The organism is Lactobacillus sp. UMNPBX19 (assembly GCF_002553805.1).
Classification (GTDB): Bacteria; Bacillota; Bacilli; order Lactobacillales; family Lactobacillaceae; genus Lactobacillus.
This window is the reverse complement of sequence record NZ_PCYR01000015.1, coordinates 29,914-49,199: the sequence shown is the minus strand read 5'-3', so window position 1 is coordinate 49,199 and position 19,286 is coordinate 29,914. Positions and strand designations below refer to the sequence as shown.

Below are 19,286 nucleotides of genomic sequence, written 5' to 3'. Positions count from 1 at the left end.
CATATTATTACATCAAGACTAATAATATGATCTAATTTAGTTAATTATTTCTTACTATATACAAACAGAAAAAAGCGTTACACATACAAAAACCAGATAAACTCTATAGTTATGCAGATTTTCAAGACGACTTAAGAAATGCAGTCGATAACTGTACCCTTGTAAAAATAAATACAGACGGCTACATGGTTGATCCAAAAACACATAAAAACATTATGCGTTTTATGGCAAGACCCGGCGGAGCCGAAATAAACGGCAATAGAATGCACGGTGGCGACTTAACCGGCCAATATGTTGTCGACGGACCAGCAGCCGATACAATTTCGTATTCGTATAACTTCCATAAGTTTACGCCAAAACAGATGCACGAAATGGATCCATATAATTCAATCGGCCTTACGCAAGGCATTACTACATATGTTTAACGGTTTAGCGCAGCAATAATAAAAACTACTTCTTTCTTATAATTTTTAGCAAACGATATTAATTATCCGAAACAAAAAAGAGCAACGTAAGTTGCTCTTTCTCCTATCTAATCTTCCATTTCCTTGTTTAAACTAGGATGGGCGGTATTGTTCATTACTATGAGCCTGTGTATCCCTCATAGCGGCTTCTAGTATCTTCATTCTTAACTACTTTACATTTTAATTCAGTAGTATTTTAAGTACGTAAGTAATAACACCAAAAACCAGTTTTATATCCATCTTTATCGAAGAAATTACTAGTTATTCCCTTGGTATAAATCGTATAACTCATATTTTCACCTATTTAGTCTACATTGTTTCTAATAATTCAATTATACTCCGTGTTCACGCTGTGCACACAAAAAAACGGGCTTAAAGCCCGTCATATCAACCTTTATTCTACGCTCTGAGTTCATTCACTCTAAAACGTGTGTAGATTATGTGCATTGTTTTTCTTTATACAAAAAAATTAACCTTAACTTATCTTCGTAAAACGTTGATAAATCAAGGTTAATCAATAAAAATGAATCTTTATAATGCTGACTAAAGGATTCGAACCTTCGACCTCATCATTACTAGTGACGTGCTCTGCCAACTGAGCTAAGTCAGCGTTTCTCACAACGTTAACTAGTATAGCAGATGATGTTGGAAAAAGCAAAACTTTTTTACAATAAAATTAATTACTTAATTAAAGATATATTTATTATTTTTTTACTAATATCATGATATTCTAATATGAAATCATTTAGGAGTTAAAACCATGAAATATTTACACCGCACTAATTTAAATACTTCTTCTTCCTCATCTTCCACTTCCAGTGGAACATGAGTGATTTTGTGTGGCCAAATATTTCCAAAAAAGCCTAGATTCGCTTAATCACTTTTATAGCAGAGTGATTTTTGTGAATCTGGGCTTTTTTTCTTTTAGAAAGGATTATCAAGATGAAACAACAAAACCATCTTAAGCGTTCATTAGGCTTCTTTTCAGCTATTTCAATTGTTATTGGGACAATCATTGGATCAGGTATCTTTTTCAAACAAGCCTCAGTTCTTCAAAGTGCTCATAATTCAACCTTAGCTATTAGTGCTTGGATCTTTGGTGGTGTTATTACACTAGCAGCTGGTTTAACAATTGCTGAAATTGGAGCTCAAATGCCATATACTGGCGGATTATATGTTTACATCGAGAAGTTATATGGTCGAATTCTTGGTTTTCTAGCCGGATGGATGCAAGTTATCGTCTATGGCCCTGCAATTATTGCAGCCGTAGGTGGTTTTACCGGTATTCTTATCGCCAATTTCTTTAATCGAGATGATTCCTGGCGCATTCCTCTATCAATCGGGTGTATGCTTTTTATCACTATTATTAATTTTTTAGACAATAAGGTAGGAGCAGCATTTTCTGTTATTACTACAATTGGAAAAATGATTCCGATTGCTGCAATTATTATTTTTGGTATCTTTTGGGGTCAAAATAACGCCCTCGGTCAGACTATCGCTGACGTTAAACAAAGTAATGGCGGATTTGGAGTTGCTGTGTTAGCTACCTTGTTCGCTTACGACGGCTGGATTTTAATTGCGAACTTAGGTGGTGAAATGAAAAATCCTCAAAAAGTCCTATTTAACTCCAAAAGGAAAATTTCCTATTGTTGCTACTATTTTTATCACCGTATTAGCAACTTTAATGCTAGTATCGTTCGATCCTGATCGCTTATCAGACTTATGTGTCTTTACGATATATTGCTTTTATATTTTGGCCTTTTTCGGCATTTTTAAATTAAGACGAGAAAATTCTAATCGTCCTTTTAGTACTCCACTCTATCCTTTAGTACCAATCGTTGCAATTTTAGGTGGATTATTTATCGTTGTCAGTGAACTATTTAATGATCCTGCTGGTGTAGTTCTATTTTTAGGAATAGTAGCTGTTGGCCTACCTATTTTTTACTATCTTAAGCGTAAGGAAAAATAAACAGAAATAAGGCGATAGAAATAAATGAAAATCATGATTAGCATAAAAAAAGACGCTAGATAAACTAGCGACTTTTTTGTTCTTATAGTGCTGACTAGAAGCGCACGGGTTCTAATCATTGATTCCTTTAATATCAACGCTCATAATATTCACTTATTTAATTCATGTTCCATTTGTTGGAACACAAAACTAATTTAACCAAAGTTGAGTCATTTGCTTATTAATACTAGGATCTACTCCAACATAGGTATTCATAAACATTTGTAAAGAGTGACCCATTTTTTCAGCTGCCCAAGTAAATGACATACCTGGTACATTAGCCAAATGAGTACAAATTGAATGCCTAAATGAGTACAAACTCATTCTTTTATCTTCTGCCTTAATGTTTAAGCGGTCACAAATGCTTTTTAGCATATCATTAATACTTCTTTGATTAATTGGCTTATCATTAAACGCGCTTTTATAATCATGAAGATTAATAAAAATTAACCCTGAAGAATTATCCAAATTGTATTCCTTCAAAAAGTTAGATTGTTTTTCTTGATACCGTTTAAGCAAAATAATAACTTCTTGAGGTAACGGTAATACGGTTCTCGAATATCCCTTAGGCCGTGCTTTCAAGCTCCCTGTAAAATCATTCATGTAATCTGACCAACTATTGTTAATTTTTAAAGTCCAAACATCATCTTTATAGATAATATTGTCATACTTTAATGCTTGTAACTCGCCAACTCGCATACCAGTATAACTTTCAATTAGAATTGCTAGCTTACTTCCCCAATTAATAACCGAACTATGCTTCAAATCACTAATAATTAAATTTCTGATTCTTTTTAATTCATCATTAGTAAAGATCCGCCAATCTTTTGAAATTGTAAAATCACTTTGACGAAAGAATACTTTTAATGGACTCTCAGGAACAGGATTTTCTTTAATACTCTTTCCCTCAATTGTATTAAAGAAATTTCTCATATGAATTAGCCTTTTAGCAATAGTAGAAGACCTGCTAACAGTTACGTTATGTTTATTTACATAATCATGAGCGTACTTAGACACTAATTGCGTAGTAATTCCATTAATTTTGGCGTTTCCAAAGTAACTCTTAAAGGAATTAGCTGAATCTTGCCAAGCTTTTAAAGTTACCGGACTAATTGAATTAGCACGTTGATCAACATACTTTTGAAACTCATCAGCAAAGATTGCCTTACCGTTTCCTAAGTTTAATCCCGCTTTATACTCATTCCACATTTGTGATTCAAGCTTTGCTGCATCTGCTTTGTTTTTTGCATATTTAATTGGAAAATTAATTCTTTTTCCAGTTATTTGATCACGTGGTTGAATTCTTACAAGATAAACTTTTTTTGAATCTTTATTTACTTTCTTTATCACTTTTCTACCTCTAAATTTATAAAAAAAGAGGCAAAACAAAGTTCGCCTTCATTTTACCTCTAAGCTTCTATTTTGACCAAATTTTTTCTTGATGATAGCCTGCTTTTGTCAACCAATCTGTGACTTCATCTAAAATATAATATTTCCGTCCACCAGAAATTTGATGATATGGCATACCATTTTTTAAAAACTTGTAAAATAGCGTTGTACTAATATTCAATGCTTCACGTAGTTTCTTACCGTTTAAAATCAATTGATTCATTTCGTATTATCACCTATAATTCAGTTGGAAAAATATTTACAAAAGTCTAAGCATTATCTTGATCGTCTTGCTTAGATTTTTTTGTTTTTAAGCGTTTTTTGATGAAGTGCTTAGTAATATGAAGCGGTTGAATACGTCTTAAAAGTTGCTCGACCGTATCCACTCTCCGATCATCAACGAAAATATACTTGTAGAAATCATCTGGTGAATAAGGTGTTGTAATGATAATTTCCTCAGCATTTAACTTCTTATCATGATAGCGACTTGGCGCAGCCTTGTCGTGTTGATAAGGATCAAGAATTCTAAGTAAGTCTGAATAATTAAAGTCGCGTGGTCTCAAGTCATTTAAAATGATGTAATGTTCACCATTATAGTCTTGAAAATAGTCACGGCTACTACCGAGAATTGCATACTTCTTATTTCTCAAAAGATATTCTGCAAAACGAGTCTTACCTACACCTGCCACACCGTACAGCCATAAGACTTTCATGCTCTTACCTTTGAAATCTTTAAGCCATTTTTCATGCTCTTTTTCTGCCCGTAGTTCAGTAATCTGATCAATTAACTTTTTACGCCTTGCAAGTTGAGAAACTCCAATTAGTTGTTCCAACTCGTCATAAGTTAATTTACCTTCTGCATACTGATCGACCAAAGAAGAAATGTACTTAGGGCTTTTAGTAATCTTAGCTCTGATACTCTTCATTCTCGCTGGAAAATCGAAAGAAGCTACAGCCTCACTTGCCTTGTAAACGTGTTTCCCTTGCTCTCGTGCTTCTTCAGTTTCGTGAAGTAAGTAAGAGTAAGCATTGGCAATTCTGCCTTTCCACACATCTACATATTGAGATTGGTCTTTAAAGAGATTCGCCACAGTACTAACTTTTTGCGGGTTTTCATACTTTAATACCGCATGAATATGAGGCCTGATGATCTTACCATCTTCATCTTTTTTTGGATCTTTATCATGATTAATATAGACCCATTCCAGCGCCCCTGATTTGTTCAAAATATCGCTTAAATCATCTTCTTTTACTTTGAGATGATCTAAGTCTTGCACGTACATGAATTGGCGCGCGCGTGGTTCTTTCTTCATGAAAAATACCTTCTAACTAACAAATAAAATTATATTTATCTAAAAGCTCTTTTAATAAATCTTCTAAATCGTTGTACGATAAATCAACTTTATGTAAAGGTTTAGAAACTGTCTTGTACTTCTCGTAATAATACAAAGGAACACCTAATCGCTTAGCCGCGTAGAAACTATCCTGTTCTTCCACAATTTTTAAGTATCCTGCCTCAGGTTTTACTACAATTAGAGGTAATGGTTTATGCTTATTTTGGTAAGCATAAATTAAATAGTTAATGTGTTCTTGATCGTACAAAGAATCATCAACTGCACTAAATTGGTTGTAATCCGCTGTTTCATAAATCTTTGAAACAACTCTAGTTTTATTTAAATTTTGTTTTTCCATAAGGTTTTCCTCGTTTCTATTACCTTTTTAGGGCTTGTCTTTCTTTCAACTCTTTGTGCACAGTTTGCACAGTTTATGACAACTAGAAAATAACAAGCCCACTAGTTGTCATATATAGTTTTTCATGCAACGCACACATAAATAGCTTGTTTTTTTATGCGGCGCTGTCCCTCTCGCCCTTGGCGGGCGGCGGGCGCGCCGCGTTAAATGAATAGTTAATCATTTTTATTCATCCTTTCCTTCATTTTTGCTGCTACTTTTGCCTTTGAATAATTCGCAGTAGGTCTCGTACAATCCTGTAATATCTCGATCACGATAAACCCTTTCAAGATTTCCCTCGTACCATTTTTTAGCTTCTTCAGTTGAAAGAGGCACAAGATCGGCACCCGCTGCATAAGGTCCGTTACCTTCGACACGTTCAGCATATTTACTTGCTGCATTGCCTTCACCATATAAGAAGAACTTACCTTCAGATGTTCGATAAAGTCCTTCTTTGAAGTAATTAAAGTCATTAACTGGATAATCACTTTCATAATCATCAATTAATTCAGCATTATCTGAGTCGTATAAAATACCGTTATAAAATCTCTTCATAATAAATTTGTCCTTTCGTGAGATAATTTCTTTTCCTGTTTACATATTCATCATACCTTGAGCGATTGAGAACAATCGGGGGCCTTTTGTAGAAATTTTAGGAATTAGTATTTATTGATACATCAAGCTTTTAAGGATTTAAAACATTAGCTTGAAGAAAAAAATACAATTAATGCAGAAAAAAGCACCAGCCTAGAAAAACTGGTGCTTCAAATCTAAACGCGTGTTCCTTCTACAACGTAGTAATTAGGGTCACTATTTTTATAATTAGATAAAGTAAAAACTCCATTATTCATACGATAAATTTTCTTGACAACTTTATCCCAAATTGCATCAAGTTGTGCTTGACCTTCAGGAAATTCAGGAATTCGAACTTTTACTTCAATCTTATTCCAATTCAATTTAACTTTAGATAGCCTGATATAAGAATTAAACCTATAGGCTTCCATATATTCTGCGCTTCCCTTAGCAAGGGTATCAAGCGGTTTTTCCATGAATGCAGTTAATTGCTGCTTCTGCATTAGAGCCTGGATATACCAATGAAATTCGTGAGGTGTTATAGTCATAGAATCTTCTCCTTACTACTTAAATAATAAGTTGGACATAATAAGGGCAGAACTTGATAAGGATGTTCATCGTCAATGACCTGAATCAAACCAGTTCCCCGACCTAATGGAATCACAATTCCTTCGGGATCTAGGTCTGGGAAAAGAAACTGTGTTGTTTTACGATTAATATTGCCCAACTGAACCAATACGTTCATTTGTTCGCGCACTGATGTTGGAATGCTATTATGATCAAAACGTTGACTTACCAATATTAGGTGTACACGAGTTGCACGCCCTAACAATGCAATTTGTGATAAAAGAGCAAAAAACGTATCTTTAATATTTTTATTAATACCTTCCGAAAGCGCCAAAACTTCGTCAATTACCACTGTTACATGTTTGAAAGTAGTACTTGGGTTGTTAAATAATACCTGTTGCCTCTTGTGGATCAATTTTAAACATTCACTTAATACATCATTAATTTGTGCTACAAAGTCAGATTTTGAACGATCTGTAGCAGGATAAATAACCTTAACGCCATTAGCCTTAGCCCATCTGCTGGGTTCATCCATTTTGGGATCAATTACTGTTAGAGTTTTGAGTCCAATTTCACCATGCACATTTTCATCAATATGCTTTAAGGATTCCAAGAGATAGGTTAGGAAATAAGACTTGCCACTACCAGAGGTTCCAGCCAAAGCAATTGAAGTGACACGGTTATAGTCAATACTCAAATTTTTCATAATTTGAATCTTACCGCCATTCTGGGTTGCAAAATCCTCAAGATTAGTAACTATCAAACGTCTTGGAATTCCCACTTGCCATGGAAAATACAGAGCACGTTGAACATGAATATTACGTGTACTAATCGGTACAAAGTATGTTGTATTTTGTTTCAAAAGTGTATAGTTCGGATAAAGTGCAACATTCAAAATCTTAAAAATGTGTTGATACAAGTTATCATCGATTAAGTATCCCGCGGGCATCCGCGGAATAAACTTAATCCCACCTTTGTCTAACTCAATAGAAAAACTGTTAGTATAACTACTCTCGCCTTGCATGTCAGAACCTAGCGCCATATCAATGCTCTGAGTAATATACTTTTTAAGTTCATCAGTATTCATTTTATTTGACTTCTTTCACGTCATCAGCCTTGAAATAAACATCATATCGCATTTGAAAAGCGGTGATGTTGTCAAAAGTCACGACTGACATGTAACGAGGTAAGTTCACTTTCTTAGGGAACTTCACTTGGAAGTATTCTGCACCTTCCTGAGTAAAGCCAGCTTTGTAACTAATGATTTTATCTGTAGGCTTACCATCTTCCCAGACGTATTGAGGTGTTAGTTCAGTACTCAAAGAGTAAATTGGCTTACTCTTATCTAAGTTTTCCCACACAGCCTCAACATTGTAGCTTGTACCATTGCTTTTTCTTTTCATGATTAATTACTTCTTTCTTTTATAATCTAATAAGAAGGTTTTCTTTTCCTCCTTATGCTTAATATTTTGAACCAGATAAAAAAGAAAAAATTTAAAAATATAAAGAAATTTCTTCCTTGATTTGATAGGCTTTTTAAGAACTATCAAGAAAAAATTTGAAATTATGTAGAAAAAAGGGCACCAAGATTTTTCCTGGTGCTCTATTTTCTGCAGTACCATGTAAGTGGATTTTGCAATTTAATGTCATACTCTGAATACCCTTTACGAATTATGAAAGTATCATCATATTTTACTGTATGAAGCTCTCTCAGACAATAATCTTTAATATAAGCAATTTGATTAAAGCTTGAGTATTTTTGCTTAAAGCTATTTTGAAAAATAATTTCCGTTTTGACCTTGTTTAAATCATAAGTTAGCTTCTCCTCAAAAGCTTGATTGAAATGAATTTTAAAAGCCTCAGCAAAATCGTCGTAGCTATCAGCAGCAAATTTCTCGATTTTCTCAACAACTTTTCGAGTAGAGTCATACGTTGTGTTATATAAATTGTTATCAATAATTTGAATAATACAATTCTTAGCATTTTCCAGGCTCTTACCTTCTAGATAGTCGGAACTTTTCTGAATTTGCAATTCTTTTAAAGTTTTATCCTTTTGACTTCCATCACTGATTTTGGCTAATTGTTTACTATAAAGAACCTCATCATGCCTTGTAAATTGAGGTCTACTAATGATGTACTTCTCTAATAAGTTCATTAAAGCATTAATGCTTCCTCGATTTATTAGATAAACCTTTTTACCTCGATTTTCTTGGATATAATCAATATTATTTTCTTTCTTAATAGTCGAAATTATTTTCTTTTCAAGTGCTAATTTTGCCAGTTTATCAACATCTTTTTTACTGTTATGTAAGTGCAATATGTACTTTTTATCAATTAAATCAACTAACTCTTTGATTGAAACATAATCTTCACGATTTTCTATAGTACTTACTTGCATGTCTTTCGCCTCTTTGAAAACGCAAAAAAGGCAGCTAAGCATTTCGCTTAACTGCCTTTTAATTAACTATTTTTAAATTTGGATAGTTCCTTTAGGAACTATCAAGAAATTTTGCAAGATTGTATAAAAAATAAGATATCAATATTTTTCTTGATATCTTAAAAATTATAACAATACCACTCAAGTGGATTTTGTAATTTACGATCATATTCTGAATATCCTTCATACACTATTTGCTTGCCACGAATTTTAACAGTATGTAGTTCCCTCATAAAATAGTCTTTAATGTATCTATCTCTACGAAAGAGAACCATCTTATTATAAAAAATATTTTTACAAGCTATTTCTACCTTCACGTGTTCGAAATCGCGAGTAAATCTATTTTTAAAATCATCATCAAACTGTTGATATTTCATTAGATCAGGTTGTGCTTTCTCAATATCAGAAATTAAATCATATGAAAAAACACTAAGATCACAATCCCATAGTATATCGTCAACATCATCAAATTGTTGCTTATTTAAACGCTCATCACTATTTTTTACTTGGATTAAAATATTGTCTTGATCAGCTTGATCCTTAGCAATCTCTGCTATTTGCTTGCTTTGAAGTTCATGATCACGATCTTTAAGCGCCTGCAAATTCATAATGCTAGATTTTGAATAAAAATAGTTATGTAATGCAAAATCAAGGTTCATAAGACCACGTGAATCAATTAACAACTCTTCTGTGCCATCTTCATTGGTTTGATCCAAATAACTAAAACCATCTTTATTCACTTTGTCTTTAACAGTAGAGGTGATTTTTTCTGTTAGATCTTTCATCATTTTTTTATCATGTTCACTCACTTTTTCCCCCAAGTATTCTCTTAAGTATTCTGGATCAAAAATTTCTTTACTTTCAAAAAACTTATATTTCATATCGAGTTTATTGATTATTTGATCAACCGTAATATAGTAGTTCTTATTCATTTCATAGCGTTTAATAGCCTTTTTTTCATTAGTTTGTTTTTGAGTCATTTTAAGTTTCTCCTTAATTAAAAACAAAAAAGGCAGCTAAGCATTTCGCTTAACTGCCTTATTACCAAATATAATTTTTCCTAGTTGTTAGCCATATACATTACGGCATTTTCAGCTATAAGATACTCAAAAATTTCATCATCATCCAAAGGATATTTGTCCCATTCAACATCGTCATCTAAAGGAATATCAATATATTTTTCTTCATTAGTTTGCTTTTGAGTCATCGTAAAAATCTCCTTAATTAAAAATAAAAAAAGAGGGGGTAGCCAGCATAATGCTTAGCTACCCCCCGATACTGATAGTTTTGTGTAACCGCTTTACTAGCGGGAGAACAAAAAAAGGGACGCTTCTAAATGTAAACTTCGTCCCTTTTTCCTCTTTTTCGCTTGGATGCTACGTTTTCGCAGCTCCCCGATTCCTATGTGGTCTCGCGTTGCTCGATCATTATAATCTCAAATCTCCTTTCAGTCAATAGTTTTTTTTTTTTTTACAAAGAAATTGGGGACAAGAGAAAAAAAGCAATGGAGAAAGAGAAAAAAGAAGTTTTGCAGTGGATGAATGCACTAGAGATATCCAAGAAGATAAAGAAGAAGTTTTGCAGTGGATGAATGCACTAAAGATATCCAAAAAGATTATGATAAAAAGTCTTGCAACGACCAAAAAAAGGTCGCACTAAAGATATCCTTAATAAATAATTATTTTGTTAACTTATGCTTATCTGCCATGAATGTCATCTGCTAACAAAATAATTATTTTTGAATGTCCCTTTTCTTCTGCAAGTTTTGGATTCTTGCCCAAGTATGGATCAAGCTTAGTATCACGGTAAGTGTTACTCTTTGAGTAGTAGCCGTGATCGGTGTCAACACCAGTAAGCTTACCTGCATTTGAGCCCAAGGCATTTTCATGATAAATGCCATTACCCCAAGGAACTAGATAAGACATATCTAGTTTGTTAGGCAACTTACCATGTACTTTAGGTCCACCGCCTTTTCCTCCAGATTTCTTAGAAGGACCAGGCTTTCTTTCAGAAGTACCAAGCGGTGTAGCTTTACCACCTGAGCCACCTTGTTTAGCTCTCTTTTGCATTTCACTACGTGAAACTGCGAGAACTTCTTCAGCGGGTGCAATTACAGGTCCAATGACTCCGCCTAGTAAACCAGCTGTTCCGATTAACATCGAAGCCTTTTCTAATTTACTATAAAGTGAAGTCTTATGGTGCGTCTTGCCACGTACCCGCGGTTTGGTTAATACTTTATTAACCAAATGTATCACTTCTTTCTATAACGTTATAAAAACAAATTTGTCGATTTGTGAAACAGAGTTTCTTCGTTTCACATCTACTATTTTATAGCAATTTTAAGTTTGTGAATAAAAAAGTTGAAGAAGTCTAAACACTGTTCTAAGTAAGAAGTACATATGCTTTAATATTTCACAAAGTAGCTAAATTTCCATCTTATTAATGCACTTTTATATGAAACATGCACTCTAAATTAATCCACGATTTCTTATTTTTTCTTCCCCGATTTTTTGTTAATTTTTAACGCCTAAAGTGTTTTTCTTAGGCACTTAAGCCTACAACGTCCAAAAGGCCTTAAATTATAAAGTAAATTTTTATCCCGGATTTACAAAATACATATTCAATATAACAATTTTACTTTCATCAAGAAGAGAATCTAATCTTTTACGATGGTTTCTCTTTTTTTGTTTATGTCTCACTATTATTTTTTTACAGTAGACGTTACCCATTAAAAAATTTAATAAAATTAACCTTGGTTTATACTGATAAACCAAGGTTAATTATGCTTAATAATCCGGCTTTATTAATTTAAAAACTTTATGTTAATCTTCTAGTTAGAGTTTTTTAATATTACTTTATTTTTTAATTCATTTATAGTAATAGCTAACGTTAGAATTCCCATACACAAAGGATATAAAAAATTAGAAGTAGTAGATTCCCCAAATATCATTGGTCCTACAATATTCTGTAATTGTCCTCCCAAATTTATAGCACTTAAATCCAAAGTCAAATATTGAGATCTACTAAATTCAACCATATAAACAGCTAGAGCTGCAGAACTAAATAACTCAGCTATTATTTGAACAATAACTAACAATATTAGTAATATTAAATAAAACTTTTTTGTATTATTAATGTTAGAAATAACTATTCCAAAAAATGATATCCCTAAACAGAATCCAGAAATAATCCAAAAAATATCATAAACTTTCTTTTGAACGGCAATTTTATTTACAAAACCTTGAAAAAGAGCAATAACAATAGTATTACATACAAACGCAGTAGGTGCCATCCATGTTAAGTTAGTAAAGTTTTTTACAACTAACAAAGGAATATAAACGTTTAGTAAAGTCCTATGAAATGAAAAAATAAAGTTTTCAATAATCAAATTAAATCTTTTTTTATTTATTAAGGAACTTTTAATTGCTTTAAAAGATGTTAATGGTGAACGCTTAATATTAGCTGACGTTACATCAACATCTTTTAAAGCATAGTTATAAATTAAAACAACTAATATAAAAGAAAAAGCATTAATAATCAAAGCTATAAATAAATTTAATTTAAAAAAACTTATTATTCCACTTATACCAGCACCGATACCATATCCCAGATTAGTTGGTAAAGCCATATTTCCCATTAAAATCGAAGCTTTTTCTTTACTCAACGGTGCAACTATTAAACTTCTAGTTAAAGAGGCTGCGGATCGATCAATTATTCCAAACAAAGTCATAAAAATTAAGAAACTAATATTTCCTTTTATCCCTTGCCATAACAACATTCCAAATGCTCTTAATATATAAGATACCGAAAATATTCTTAATTTTCCTAATCGATCAGCAAGGTATGCAACAGGTACGGAAGCAACCATGCCAGATATTGCTGATAAAGTCAGCCCTATTCCTATCAAAGTTGCACTGACATGACTATTATTCAAAAAGAAAATAGTTGAAATACTAACGAACGAACCTGTTCCTAAAGAATCTACGCCAGAAGCTAGTAAGGCAGCTCGCTCAATTAATCTTTCTTTATTTATAGCGATCATTTTATTTTGCCACAAGTTGGACAATCTGAAAGTTTAGGGATTGGAATTTTATAATAATCATTTGAAAAACTGGATGCGCAAAGCAGATATCCACGAGCTAAATCTCCTTTTTCCAAGATAATCTTCAAAACTTCATTAGCACCCATTACACCAGCAATACCAGTTCCTATACCCCAAACTGCTACTGGTCCTCTACGACTTTCAGCTAAATCTGGAAATGCACATTGTAAACACGGATCTACTTTAGCATCAAGCATAGTCAGTACATAACCATAGCCATACTGTGCAGAAACATGTACCATAGGGATATTATTATCTACACAATATTTATTGACCATTAAACGTTGTTCTGGACCATCTCCACCTTCTAAAACAATATCATAATTAGATAATAAAGTATTGATATTTTGAGGTGTAACTTTTTCTTCTGAGTCAATTATTTGAATTTCTGGATTTAAATGCCTCAATCTATTCGCAGCAACTTTAGCTTTATATTTTCCAATATCATCAGTGGTATACAATATTTGTCTATTCAAATTACTTAATTCAATTTTATCAAAATCAATGATCTTAATTTTTCCCACTCCAGCAGCTGCTAAATAATAAAGCAACGGTGATTTAACTCCACCAGCACCTACGCTAACTACACTAGCATTACTTAAGCGTTTTTGACCCTCTTCACCTATTTCTGGCATTTGAATTTGTCGATTATATCTAGAATTTTCAAATATCATTTTCTATTCCTTTCTTAAGCAAAAGAGCCTGGATATTTCCAGACCCCCAAAAAAAGGCTCTTAAATTAACCGTCACAAGTAACCACACCTACTAATGCAACATTATCAGTCGCATTAATTGTTTGGTTAAACTTGGCTAATTTTCCATTTACTAAAACTCTACATAACTTTCTAGGCTCATTTAACGTGGTATTAAAAATATTATGTTTCAAGTCTTCATCTAAAGATACAACTCTTTGAATCATATCTTTTACTTTTGAACCTAAACGTAAATCATAATCAATATGATTTACTCCCAATCTACCTTCAGCAATACCTCTTAATTGAACAGTAATCATTTGACCTTATCTCTTTTCATTAAAATCAGATTCTAATACTAGACAATGATTATTAATACCGTTTATCCTTACAAATCTGTTTTAAGGATCACAGTATGTGACTTTCTTTATCTTCTTACTAATTTTCAGTTTACTTTAAATAGTGTTTAAAAAGTTTTAACGCTATTTAATAAGCCTCAAATTAACCTAAAAGTACTGGTAATTCCCACCAAATCATTTTTGATGCCCCCTTTATCTTTATTTGTATTAATACGCGTGGTGCTAGTTAAATCGTTCTAGGCAATATGCCATATTATAAGCTAAAATGGCTATTTCTAGCCGCTGCTGAAAACCAGCTAAGCTCCTTGCTCGGTTATTTTCAGCGTTATAGTAACTGAGCAAAGAAAAATCGCTTTCAATTGTTCTTCTAATTGCCATCAGTTGATGATCGTTATGCTTTTTAGCGCCTTCCATGTTTCTTCGATATGGTGTCCAAAGCACATAGCCCATACCTTTTAACTCGGTAGCTAAATCTTTTCCTAAGTAGCCTTCATCGCCCAAAAGATAATGGTTAATTGGATGAGCATTAATCATCAATTCTACTGTTTCTTTGGCATCATGCACTGATGCTCTAGTGACTGCGTAGTCAAGCACATAGCCGTCATCACTTACTAGCGCGTGAACCTTGAAGCCGTAATAATAGATTTTTTTAGTGGCTTTATAGCCGATATCAGCTATGCCACGAAAGATCTTGACGCGATAGTTGCGGATGGGCTGACAAACTGGAACTGGGAAGCTGTCAATGATTAAGAATTCTCCAGCTGTTTTTACTTCTTGATTCCAATCTTGACGGATACAGCGCATTAAAGGCATAAGCATTCGTGCCCGACGATTAAAGCGAGAATGAGACAAACCGACAAAGAATTTACAAAATCTTCTTTGAGATTCGATACCAATTTCAGTTTGCCAAATAAGCATCGCTAAGATAGAGCTGTCAGAAATTTTAACCTGATCAACATTTTTACGGTGCTTCAATTCATCAGGAGCACAAAACTTGTACAAGGAACGACAAATTACATTTAGACGAGCAAAGCTAACTTGTAAATGGTGAGAAAAACGATCAAGCTTGAGGTAGTTCAATTAGATCAGACTCTTTTCTATTTAATTTAAGTTACAACTTGAGTCTAATCCGATTGGACTTTTTTATTAACTAAAACGACTTAACTAGCACCACGCGTGTATTAATAATAAATCAATTAATTAAGATCAAATATTCTTAGTATCATATTTGTTACACATTCTTATTACATACACAATCTATTTAAAATTAATAATCTAAAGAGATACAATTTAAATATTCAAATTACTAAAAATATAAAAAGCTCTAATTAATCATGTTCATTCTTACCCAACATAATCAATTAGAGTTTTACACATTTACCAAATTTTTATTTAACAATATTTCAATTAGGCCAATTAATAGTTAGCTTTCCATATCCATAATCATTCATATCTGCCTTGATTTTAGTAACTTTTTCTTTATCATTCTTAAATAATGATTTCATATAAATAGCATTTATTCTATATATCATCAAGTGAACATTTGATGATGTTGCATTCGTAATATAGTCAATTATTTCTTCTATATGATTACTATTTTTTCTCATTGGTATCTTTCTTTCATAACAGGTAGCTAAATAATTTTCAAATATTCTTAAATACCTTTCTAACATTAATTCAGTAATATTCTCATTTTTGACTGTAGCCAATAATCGTCCTATAAAAAAATTTAATTCATCTTGCGACCATAATGGCATCGTATTAGCAAAAAGCCTTAATGATTCTGGTCTTTTTGTCCATTTCTGTCCTTCATTAAATTCTATTTTTATTTTCTTTTTAATCCCGTTATCTATCTCATTTAGTTCATTTCTAAAATAAGCAATAGCTACCAACGTTCGTAATTTTATAATCCTATCTCCAGGAACATTCATAATTTTTTTACAGTTTAGTATTAAAGAATCAATATCTTTAGTACTAAATGCATAATCCATTCTTTCTTGCAACTTATTTATAACCCTTCTATTTTTAGTAATATAGGTATCTTGTATAAGTTGGCAAAAGTCATCAATTTCAATCTGATGTTTAAATAAGATTTGAAATAAACTTTCTGCATTAATCTTATTTTTCCCACTTTCAACTTTAGCATAAAAAGGTCTGCTAATAATCCCTTCACACATTTGTTGTTGTGTTAATCCGAGTTTTAGACGCTCTACACGTAATGCTTTTCCAATTTTCATAGAATTCCTCAGTAATATACTTAATATAAGATTTCTTCAAAAATATATAATAACTAATAATAATATTCTACTTCAAAAAAGATCTAATTTATAAATATTAATATGTGTAACTTACAAGCGAAATCAACAATTATTTTCATTTTGATCATAAAATTGTACTCTGCACACAAAAAAACGGGCTTAAAGCCCGTCATATCAACCTTTGTTTTGCCTCAAAAAATTTTTCTGTCACACAGTCTATTTTCGTGTGCCAAACTGTGTGTCAAATAATCATTTATACAAAAAAATTAACCTTAACTTATCTTCGTAAAACGTTGATAAATCAAGGTTAATCAATCTAAATGAAACTTTATAATGCTGACTAAAGGATTCGAACCTTCGACCTCATCATTACTAGTGACGTGCTCTGCCAACTGAGCTAAGTCAGCTTATTTATATGACAATTATGTATTTAATCATATATTTTATTAATACACAAGAGTTTTTTTGATTTTTTAGTTAAGTTAGTAATATTTTATTTTGTTATTCTGGAAAACGTTTTCAAATGATGTTACTATGTCAGTGTAACTTAATATAATAAGTTACATTAACAAAAATTACTAATATTAATTGAGTATGAATATTGAGGATATACCATGAGCTACATTTATACATTACGTTACGTTTTTGATCCACGTACCAACACACCTGAAAAAGATGAGAAACTCTTAAATTTTGTACAAAAAGCAAAAATTGATGACGTAGCTTTCATTATTAACGGTGAAGAATTAAACCATAGCCACTTAACAAAAGAAGAGACTCAAGTTTGGTTGGATGCCATTATCCCCCTACAAAAGCAACTGGCTAAACTTGGTGTTACGACTAGTTTAAATCCATGGACAACCATTATGCACTCAGACCGTGGATTTAGTGTTAATCCTAAGATTGGCTTTAATACTTTTGTAGATATTAATGGTAATACGGCTAAAGATATGGCTTGTCCTGCAGATCCTACTTGGCGTAAATATTTAGCTCAGAGATATGCACAATATGCCTCAATTCATCCTCGTCGGTTATGGATGGAGGATGACTTTAGACACTATAACCATACTCCTCTAAAATTGATGTGCTTCTGCGACTATCATATGAAACTATACCAAGAAAAACTAGGTAAGGATGAAAGTCGAGAAGAATTTGTCAAAAATATGTTAAAGCCCGGAGAACCTACCATTGAACGAAAAATTTATCTTGATCAAGCTCGCAAGGAAATGATTGAAAACGAGCATTTGATTGAACAAGCAGTTCATAAGGTAAGTCCAGATACTGATATGGGACAAATGACTTCATTTCCAGACTGGCACGCTATTGAAGGCAGAGACTGGGCTAAACTATTTGATGCTCAAGCTGGTCCTGGACACCCACGTGTAGCTCGGCCTCACCTACCAGCTTATAACGAAGTAGCTCCTTTGATTTATGGGCGCAAATTCGAAGAATATAGCCGTACTACTGCTGCGTTTTTAGGCCCACATGCTGAATTATATCCAGAACTAGAAAATTCAATGTGGACTCCGCAAGTAAAATCTAATACCTTTATTGCTTTTCAAATTATTACGACCGCCCTTCTTGGTGCAAAGGGCATTATGCTTAATATCTTTGATATGATGGGCAACGGAATTAATGAAGATTGGGGCTATGGCAAGATGCTTGCAGATATTAAACCATTTGCTTCTGCCTTATCTAACCACCGTCTCAATATGAAAGAATTAAGAGGTATTAAAGTTCTAGTAGATCAGGATTCTGCTTATACTGCTCATACTACTTTGGGCAAAGAGCCAGAGGAATTGCTTCCCCATGAAAAAAACTGGGCTAGTCTTTTAGCCAGTTTTAGCTTTGCAACAACTATTTTGCCTATTCAAGATAATTTTGAAATCGAAGATCAAACAATTGCAATCGCTGGTCAACTGCTGCGCAATCTTACAGATAGTCAAATCACTAAACTAATCACGCAAAATACAGTTCTACTTGATGGTGAAAGTATTCAAGTTTTGCTTGATCGAGATTTAGGTAACTTACTCCATATTCAATCTGCTAAATGGCATGCAGCTAAAAGTGGATATCAATCATTTGAACAAGCAGATGGTGTTACTGTTCAAGGCGTTAAAAATCCACGTATTACCATGCTTCAACACACTGGTAATTATTTACAGCTTGATTATCAACCAAATAGCAATGTCAAAATTTGGAGTTCGGCTTATAATCCTATCGATCAAAAACTTGGAAATTTCATGGCAGTTATTGATGACCATATAATTGTCCTTCCCATGGATCAAGATCCAAAACACGGTTGGGAATCACAATTTTCTTCATATAAACAAGGGTTGATGCAACAAATTATGGCTAGCGTTGAACCTACTGACTACTTAATCGATATGCCTCACGTTAAATTAAACATTCAAGAAAATGGTAAAGTAGTCTGGCTAGCTAATTTCAACTTAGATAGTTATACAGAGATTAAATGGCACATCAGTGAGCCTTTACCATCTACTACGGCTACCTTAATTAGAAAGCATGGTAGTAGCATTGAAAAGGAAGCAGTTAAAATTGATGTGAGAGATAATATTGCTACAATTAAAGCTTCCCTTTCACCTCTTGAAACTATTCAACTGATATTTTAGTAATCAAGAAGAGCATTAGCTCTTCTTTTTTATAGATAAATGTCTTCTGCTTTTATCTTTAAGCCAAAAAGCA

General features: G+C 32.8%; 19 protein-coding genes, 2 tRNA genes and 1 pseudogene. 3 read left to right on the top strand and 19 right to left on the bottom strand.

What is annotated here, in order from left to right; all coding sequences use genetic code 11:
* Positions 1-185 precede the first annotated feature (185 nt).
* Positions 186-425, top strand: coding sequence for a hypothetical protein (locus CP370_RS05850; RefSeq protein ID WP_087712512.1), 240 nt, complete (start codon positions 186-188; stop codon positions 423-425).
* Positions 426-1,001: 576 nt separating this feature from the next.
* Here the strand turns inward: CP370_RS05850 and CP370_RS05845 are convergent.
* Positions 1,002-1,074: transfer RNA gene (locus tag CP370_RS05845), tRNA-Thr, on the bottom strand.
* 332 nt (positions 1,075-1,406) lie between these two features.
* Here CP370_RS05845 and CP370_RS05840 point away from each other — a divergent pair.
* Positions 1,407-2,474: pseudogene (locus tag CP370_RS05840) on the top strand (APC family permease).
* Positions 2,475-2,622: 148 nt separating this feature from the next.
* Here CP370_RS05840 and CP370_RS05835 read toward each other — a convergent pair.
* The 18 genes from CP370_RS05835 to CP370_RS05755 form a co-directional block, all read right to left on the bottom strand.
* A complete protein-coding gene (locus tag CP370_RS05835; protein WP_087301052.1) occupies positions 2,623-3,822 on the bottom strand; it encodes a site-specific integrase in 1,200 nt (399 codons plus the stop codon).
* A gap of 67 nt (positions 3,823-3,889) precedes the next feature.
* On the bottom strand, positions 3,890-4,084 hold the full coding sequence (locus tag CP370_RS05830) for a hypothetical protein (RefSeq protein ID WP_087176855.1): 195 nt from the start codon (positions 4,082-4,084) through the stop codon (positions 3,890-3,892).
* Positions 4,085-4,130: 46 nt separating this feature from the next.
* Positions 4,131-5,174 (bottom strand): Rep family protein, encoded by a 1,044-nt coding sequence (locus tag CP370_RS05825; RefSeq protein WP_087712513.1) that lies wholly within the window; start codon positions 5,172-5,174, stop codon positions 4,131-4,133.
* A gap of 16 nt (positions 5,175-5,190) precedes the next feature.
* A complete protein-coding gene (locus tag CP370_RS05820) occupies positions 5,191-5,553 on the bottom strand; it encodes a hypothetical protein (protein ID WP_087712514.1) in 363 nt (120 codons plus the stop codon).
* A 225-nt stretch (positions 5,554-5,778) separates the two neighbouring features.
* Positions 5,779-6,147, bottom strand: coding sequence for a hypothetical protein (locus tag CP370_RS05815; protein WP_087712515.1), 369 nt, complete (start codon positions 6,145-6,147; stop codon positions 5,779-5,781).
* A 215-nt stretch (positions 6,148-6,362) separates the two neighbouring features.
* Positions 6,363-6,713: a hypothetical protein gene (locus CP370_RS05810; protein WP_087712516.1), complete on the bottom strand. Its 351-nt coding sequence runs from the start codon at positions 6,711-6,713 to the stop codon at positions 6,363-6,365.
* Positions 6,710-7,819: a cell division protein FtsK gene (locus CP370_RS05805; protein ID WP_087712517.1), complete on the bottom strand. Its 1,110-nt coding sequence runs from the start codon at positions 7,817-7,819 to the stop codon at positions 6,710-6,712. The genes CP370_RS05810 and CP370_RS05805 overlap by 4 nt, the downstream gene beginning before the upstream one ends.
* 1 nt (position 7,820) lies before the next feature.
* A complete protein-coding gene (locus tag CP370_RS05800; RefSeq protein WP_087712518.1) occupies positions 7,821-8,135 on the bottom strand; it encodes a hypothetical protein in 315 nt (104 codons plus the stop codon).
* 200 nt (positions 8,136-8,335) lie between these two features.
* The gene (locus tag CP370_RS05795; RefSeq protein ID WP_087712519.1) at positions 8,336-9,130 is read right to left on the bottom strand and encodes a hypothetical protein; all 795 of its coding nucleotides are present in this window, start codon (positions 9,128-9,130) and stop codon (positions 8,336-8,338) included.
* Positions 9,131-9,288: 158 nt separating this feature from the next.
* Positions 9,289-10,149, bottom strand: coding sequence for a hypothetical protein (locus CP370_RS05790; protein WP_087712520.1), 861 nt, complete (start codon positions 10,147-10,149; stop codon positions 9,289-9,291).
* Positions 10,150-10,229: 80 nt separating this feature from the next.
* Positions 10,230-10,376 carry a hypothetical protein gene (locus CP370_RS09745; protein WP_157662325.1) on the bottom strand — a complete coding sequence of 49 codons (147 nt, stop codon included), beginning with the start codon at positions 10,374-10,376 and terminating at the stop codon, positions 10,230-10,232.
* Between the two features lie 490 nt (positions 10,377-10,866).
* A complete protein-coding gene (locus CP370_RS05785; RefSeq protein ID WP_087712521.1) occupies positions 10,867-11,415 on the bottom strand; it encodes a hypothetical protein in 549 nt (182 codons plus the stop codon).
* Between the two features lie 584 nt (positions 11,416-11,999).
* A complete protein-coding gene (locus CP370_RS05780) occupies positions 12,000-13,211 on the bottom strand; it encodes an MFS transporter (protein ID WP_087712522.1) in 1,212 nt (403 codons plus the stop codon).
* Positions 13,208-13,945, bottom strand: a complete 738-nt coding sequence (locus CP370_RS05775; protein ID WP_007125836.1) for a HesA/MoeB/ThiF family protein — start codon at positions 13,943-13,945, stop codon at positions 13,208-13,210. The genes CP370_RS05780 and CP370_RS05775 overlap by 4 nt, the downstream gene beginning before the upstream one ends.
* Positions 13,946-14,010: 65 nt before the next feature.
* The gene (locus CP370_RS05770; RefSeq protein ID WP_007125837.1) at positions 14,011-14,283 is read right to left on the bottom strand and encodes a MoaD/ThiS family protein; all 273 of its coding nucleotides are present in this window, start codon (positions 14,281-14,283) and stop codon (positions 14,011-14,013) included.
* A gap of 261 nt (positions 14,284-14,544) precedes the next feature.
* Positions 14,545-15,402: an IS982 family transposase gene (locus CP370_RS05765; RefSeq protein WP_087712523.1), complete on the bottom strand. Its 858-nt coding sequence runs from the start codon at positions 15,400-15,402 to the stop codon at positions 14,545-14,547.
* A gap of 323 nt (positions 15,403-15,725) precedes the next feature.
* Positions 15,726-16,559 (bottom strand): helix-turn-helix domain-containing protein, encoded by an 834-nt coding sequence (locus CP370_RS05760; protein ID WP_007127152.1) that lies wholly within the window; start codon positions 16,557-16,559, stop codon positions 15,726-15,728.
* A 355-nt stretch (positions 16,560-16,914) separates the two neighbouring features.
* Positions 16,915-16,987 (bottom strand) — tRNA-Thr (locus CP370_RS05755).
* 207 nt (positions 16,988-17,194) lie between these two features.
* On the opposite strand from CP370_RS05755, the gene CP370_RS05750 reads away from it, so the two are divergent.
* Complete coding sequence (locus CP370_RS05750) at positions 17,195-19,213, top strand: hypothetical protein (protein WP_087712524.1); 2,019 nt, start codon at positions 17,195-17,197, stop codon at positions 19,211-19,213.
* Positions 19,214-19,286 lie beyond the last annotated feature (73 nt).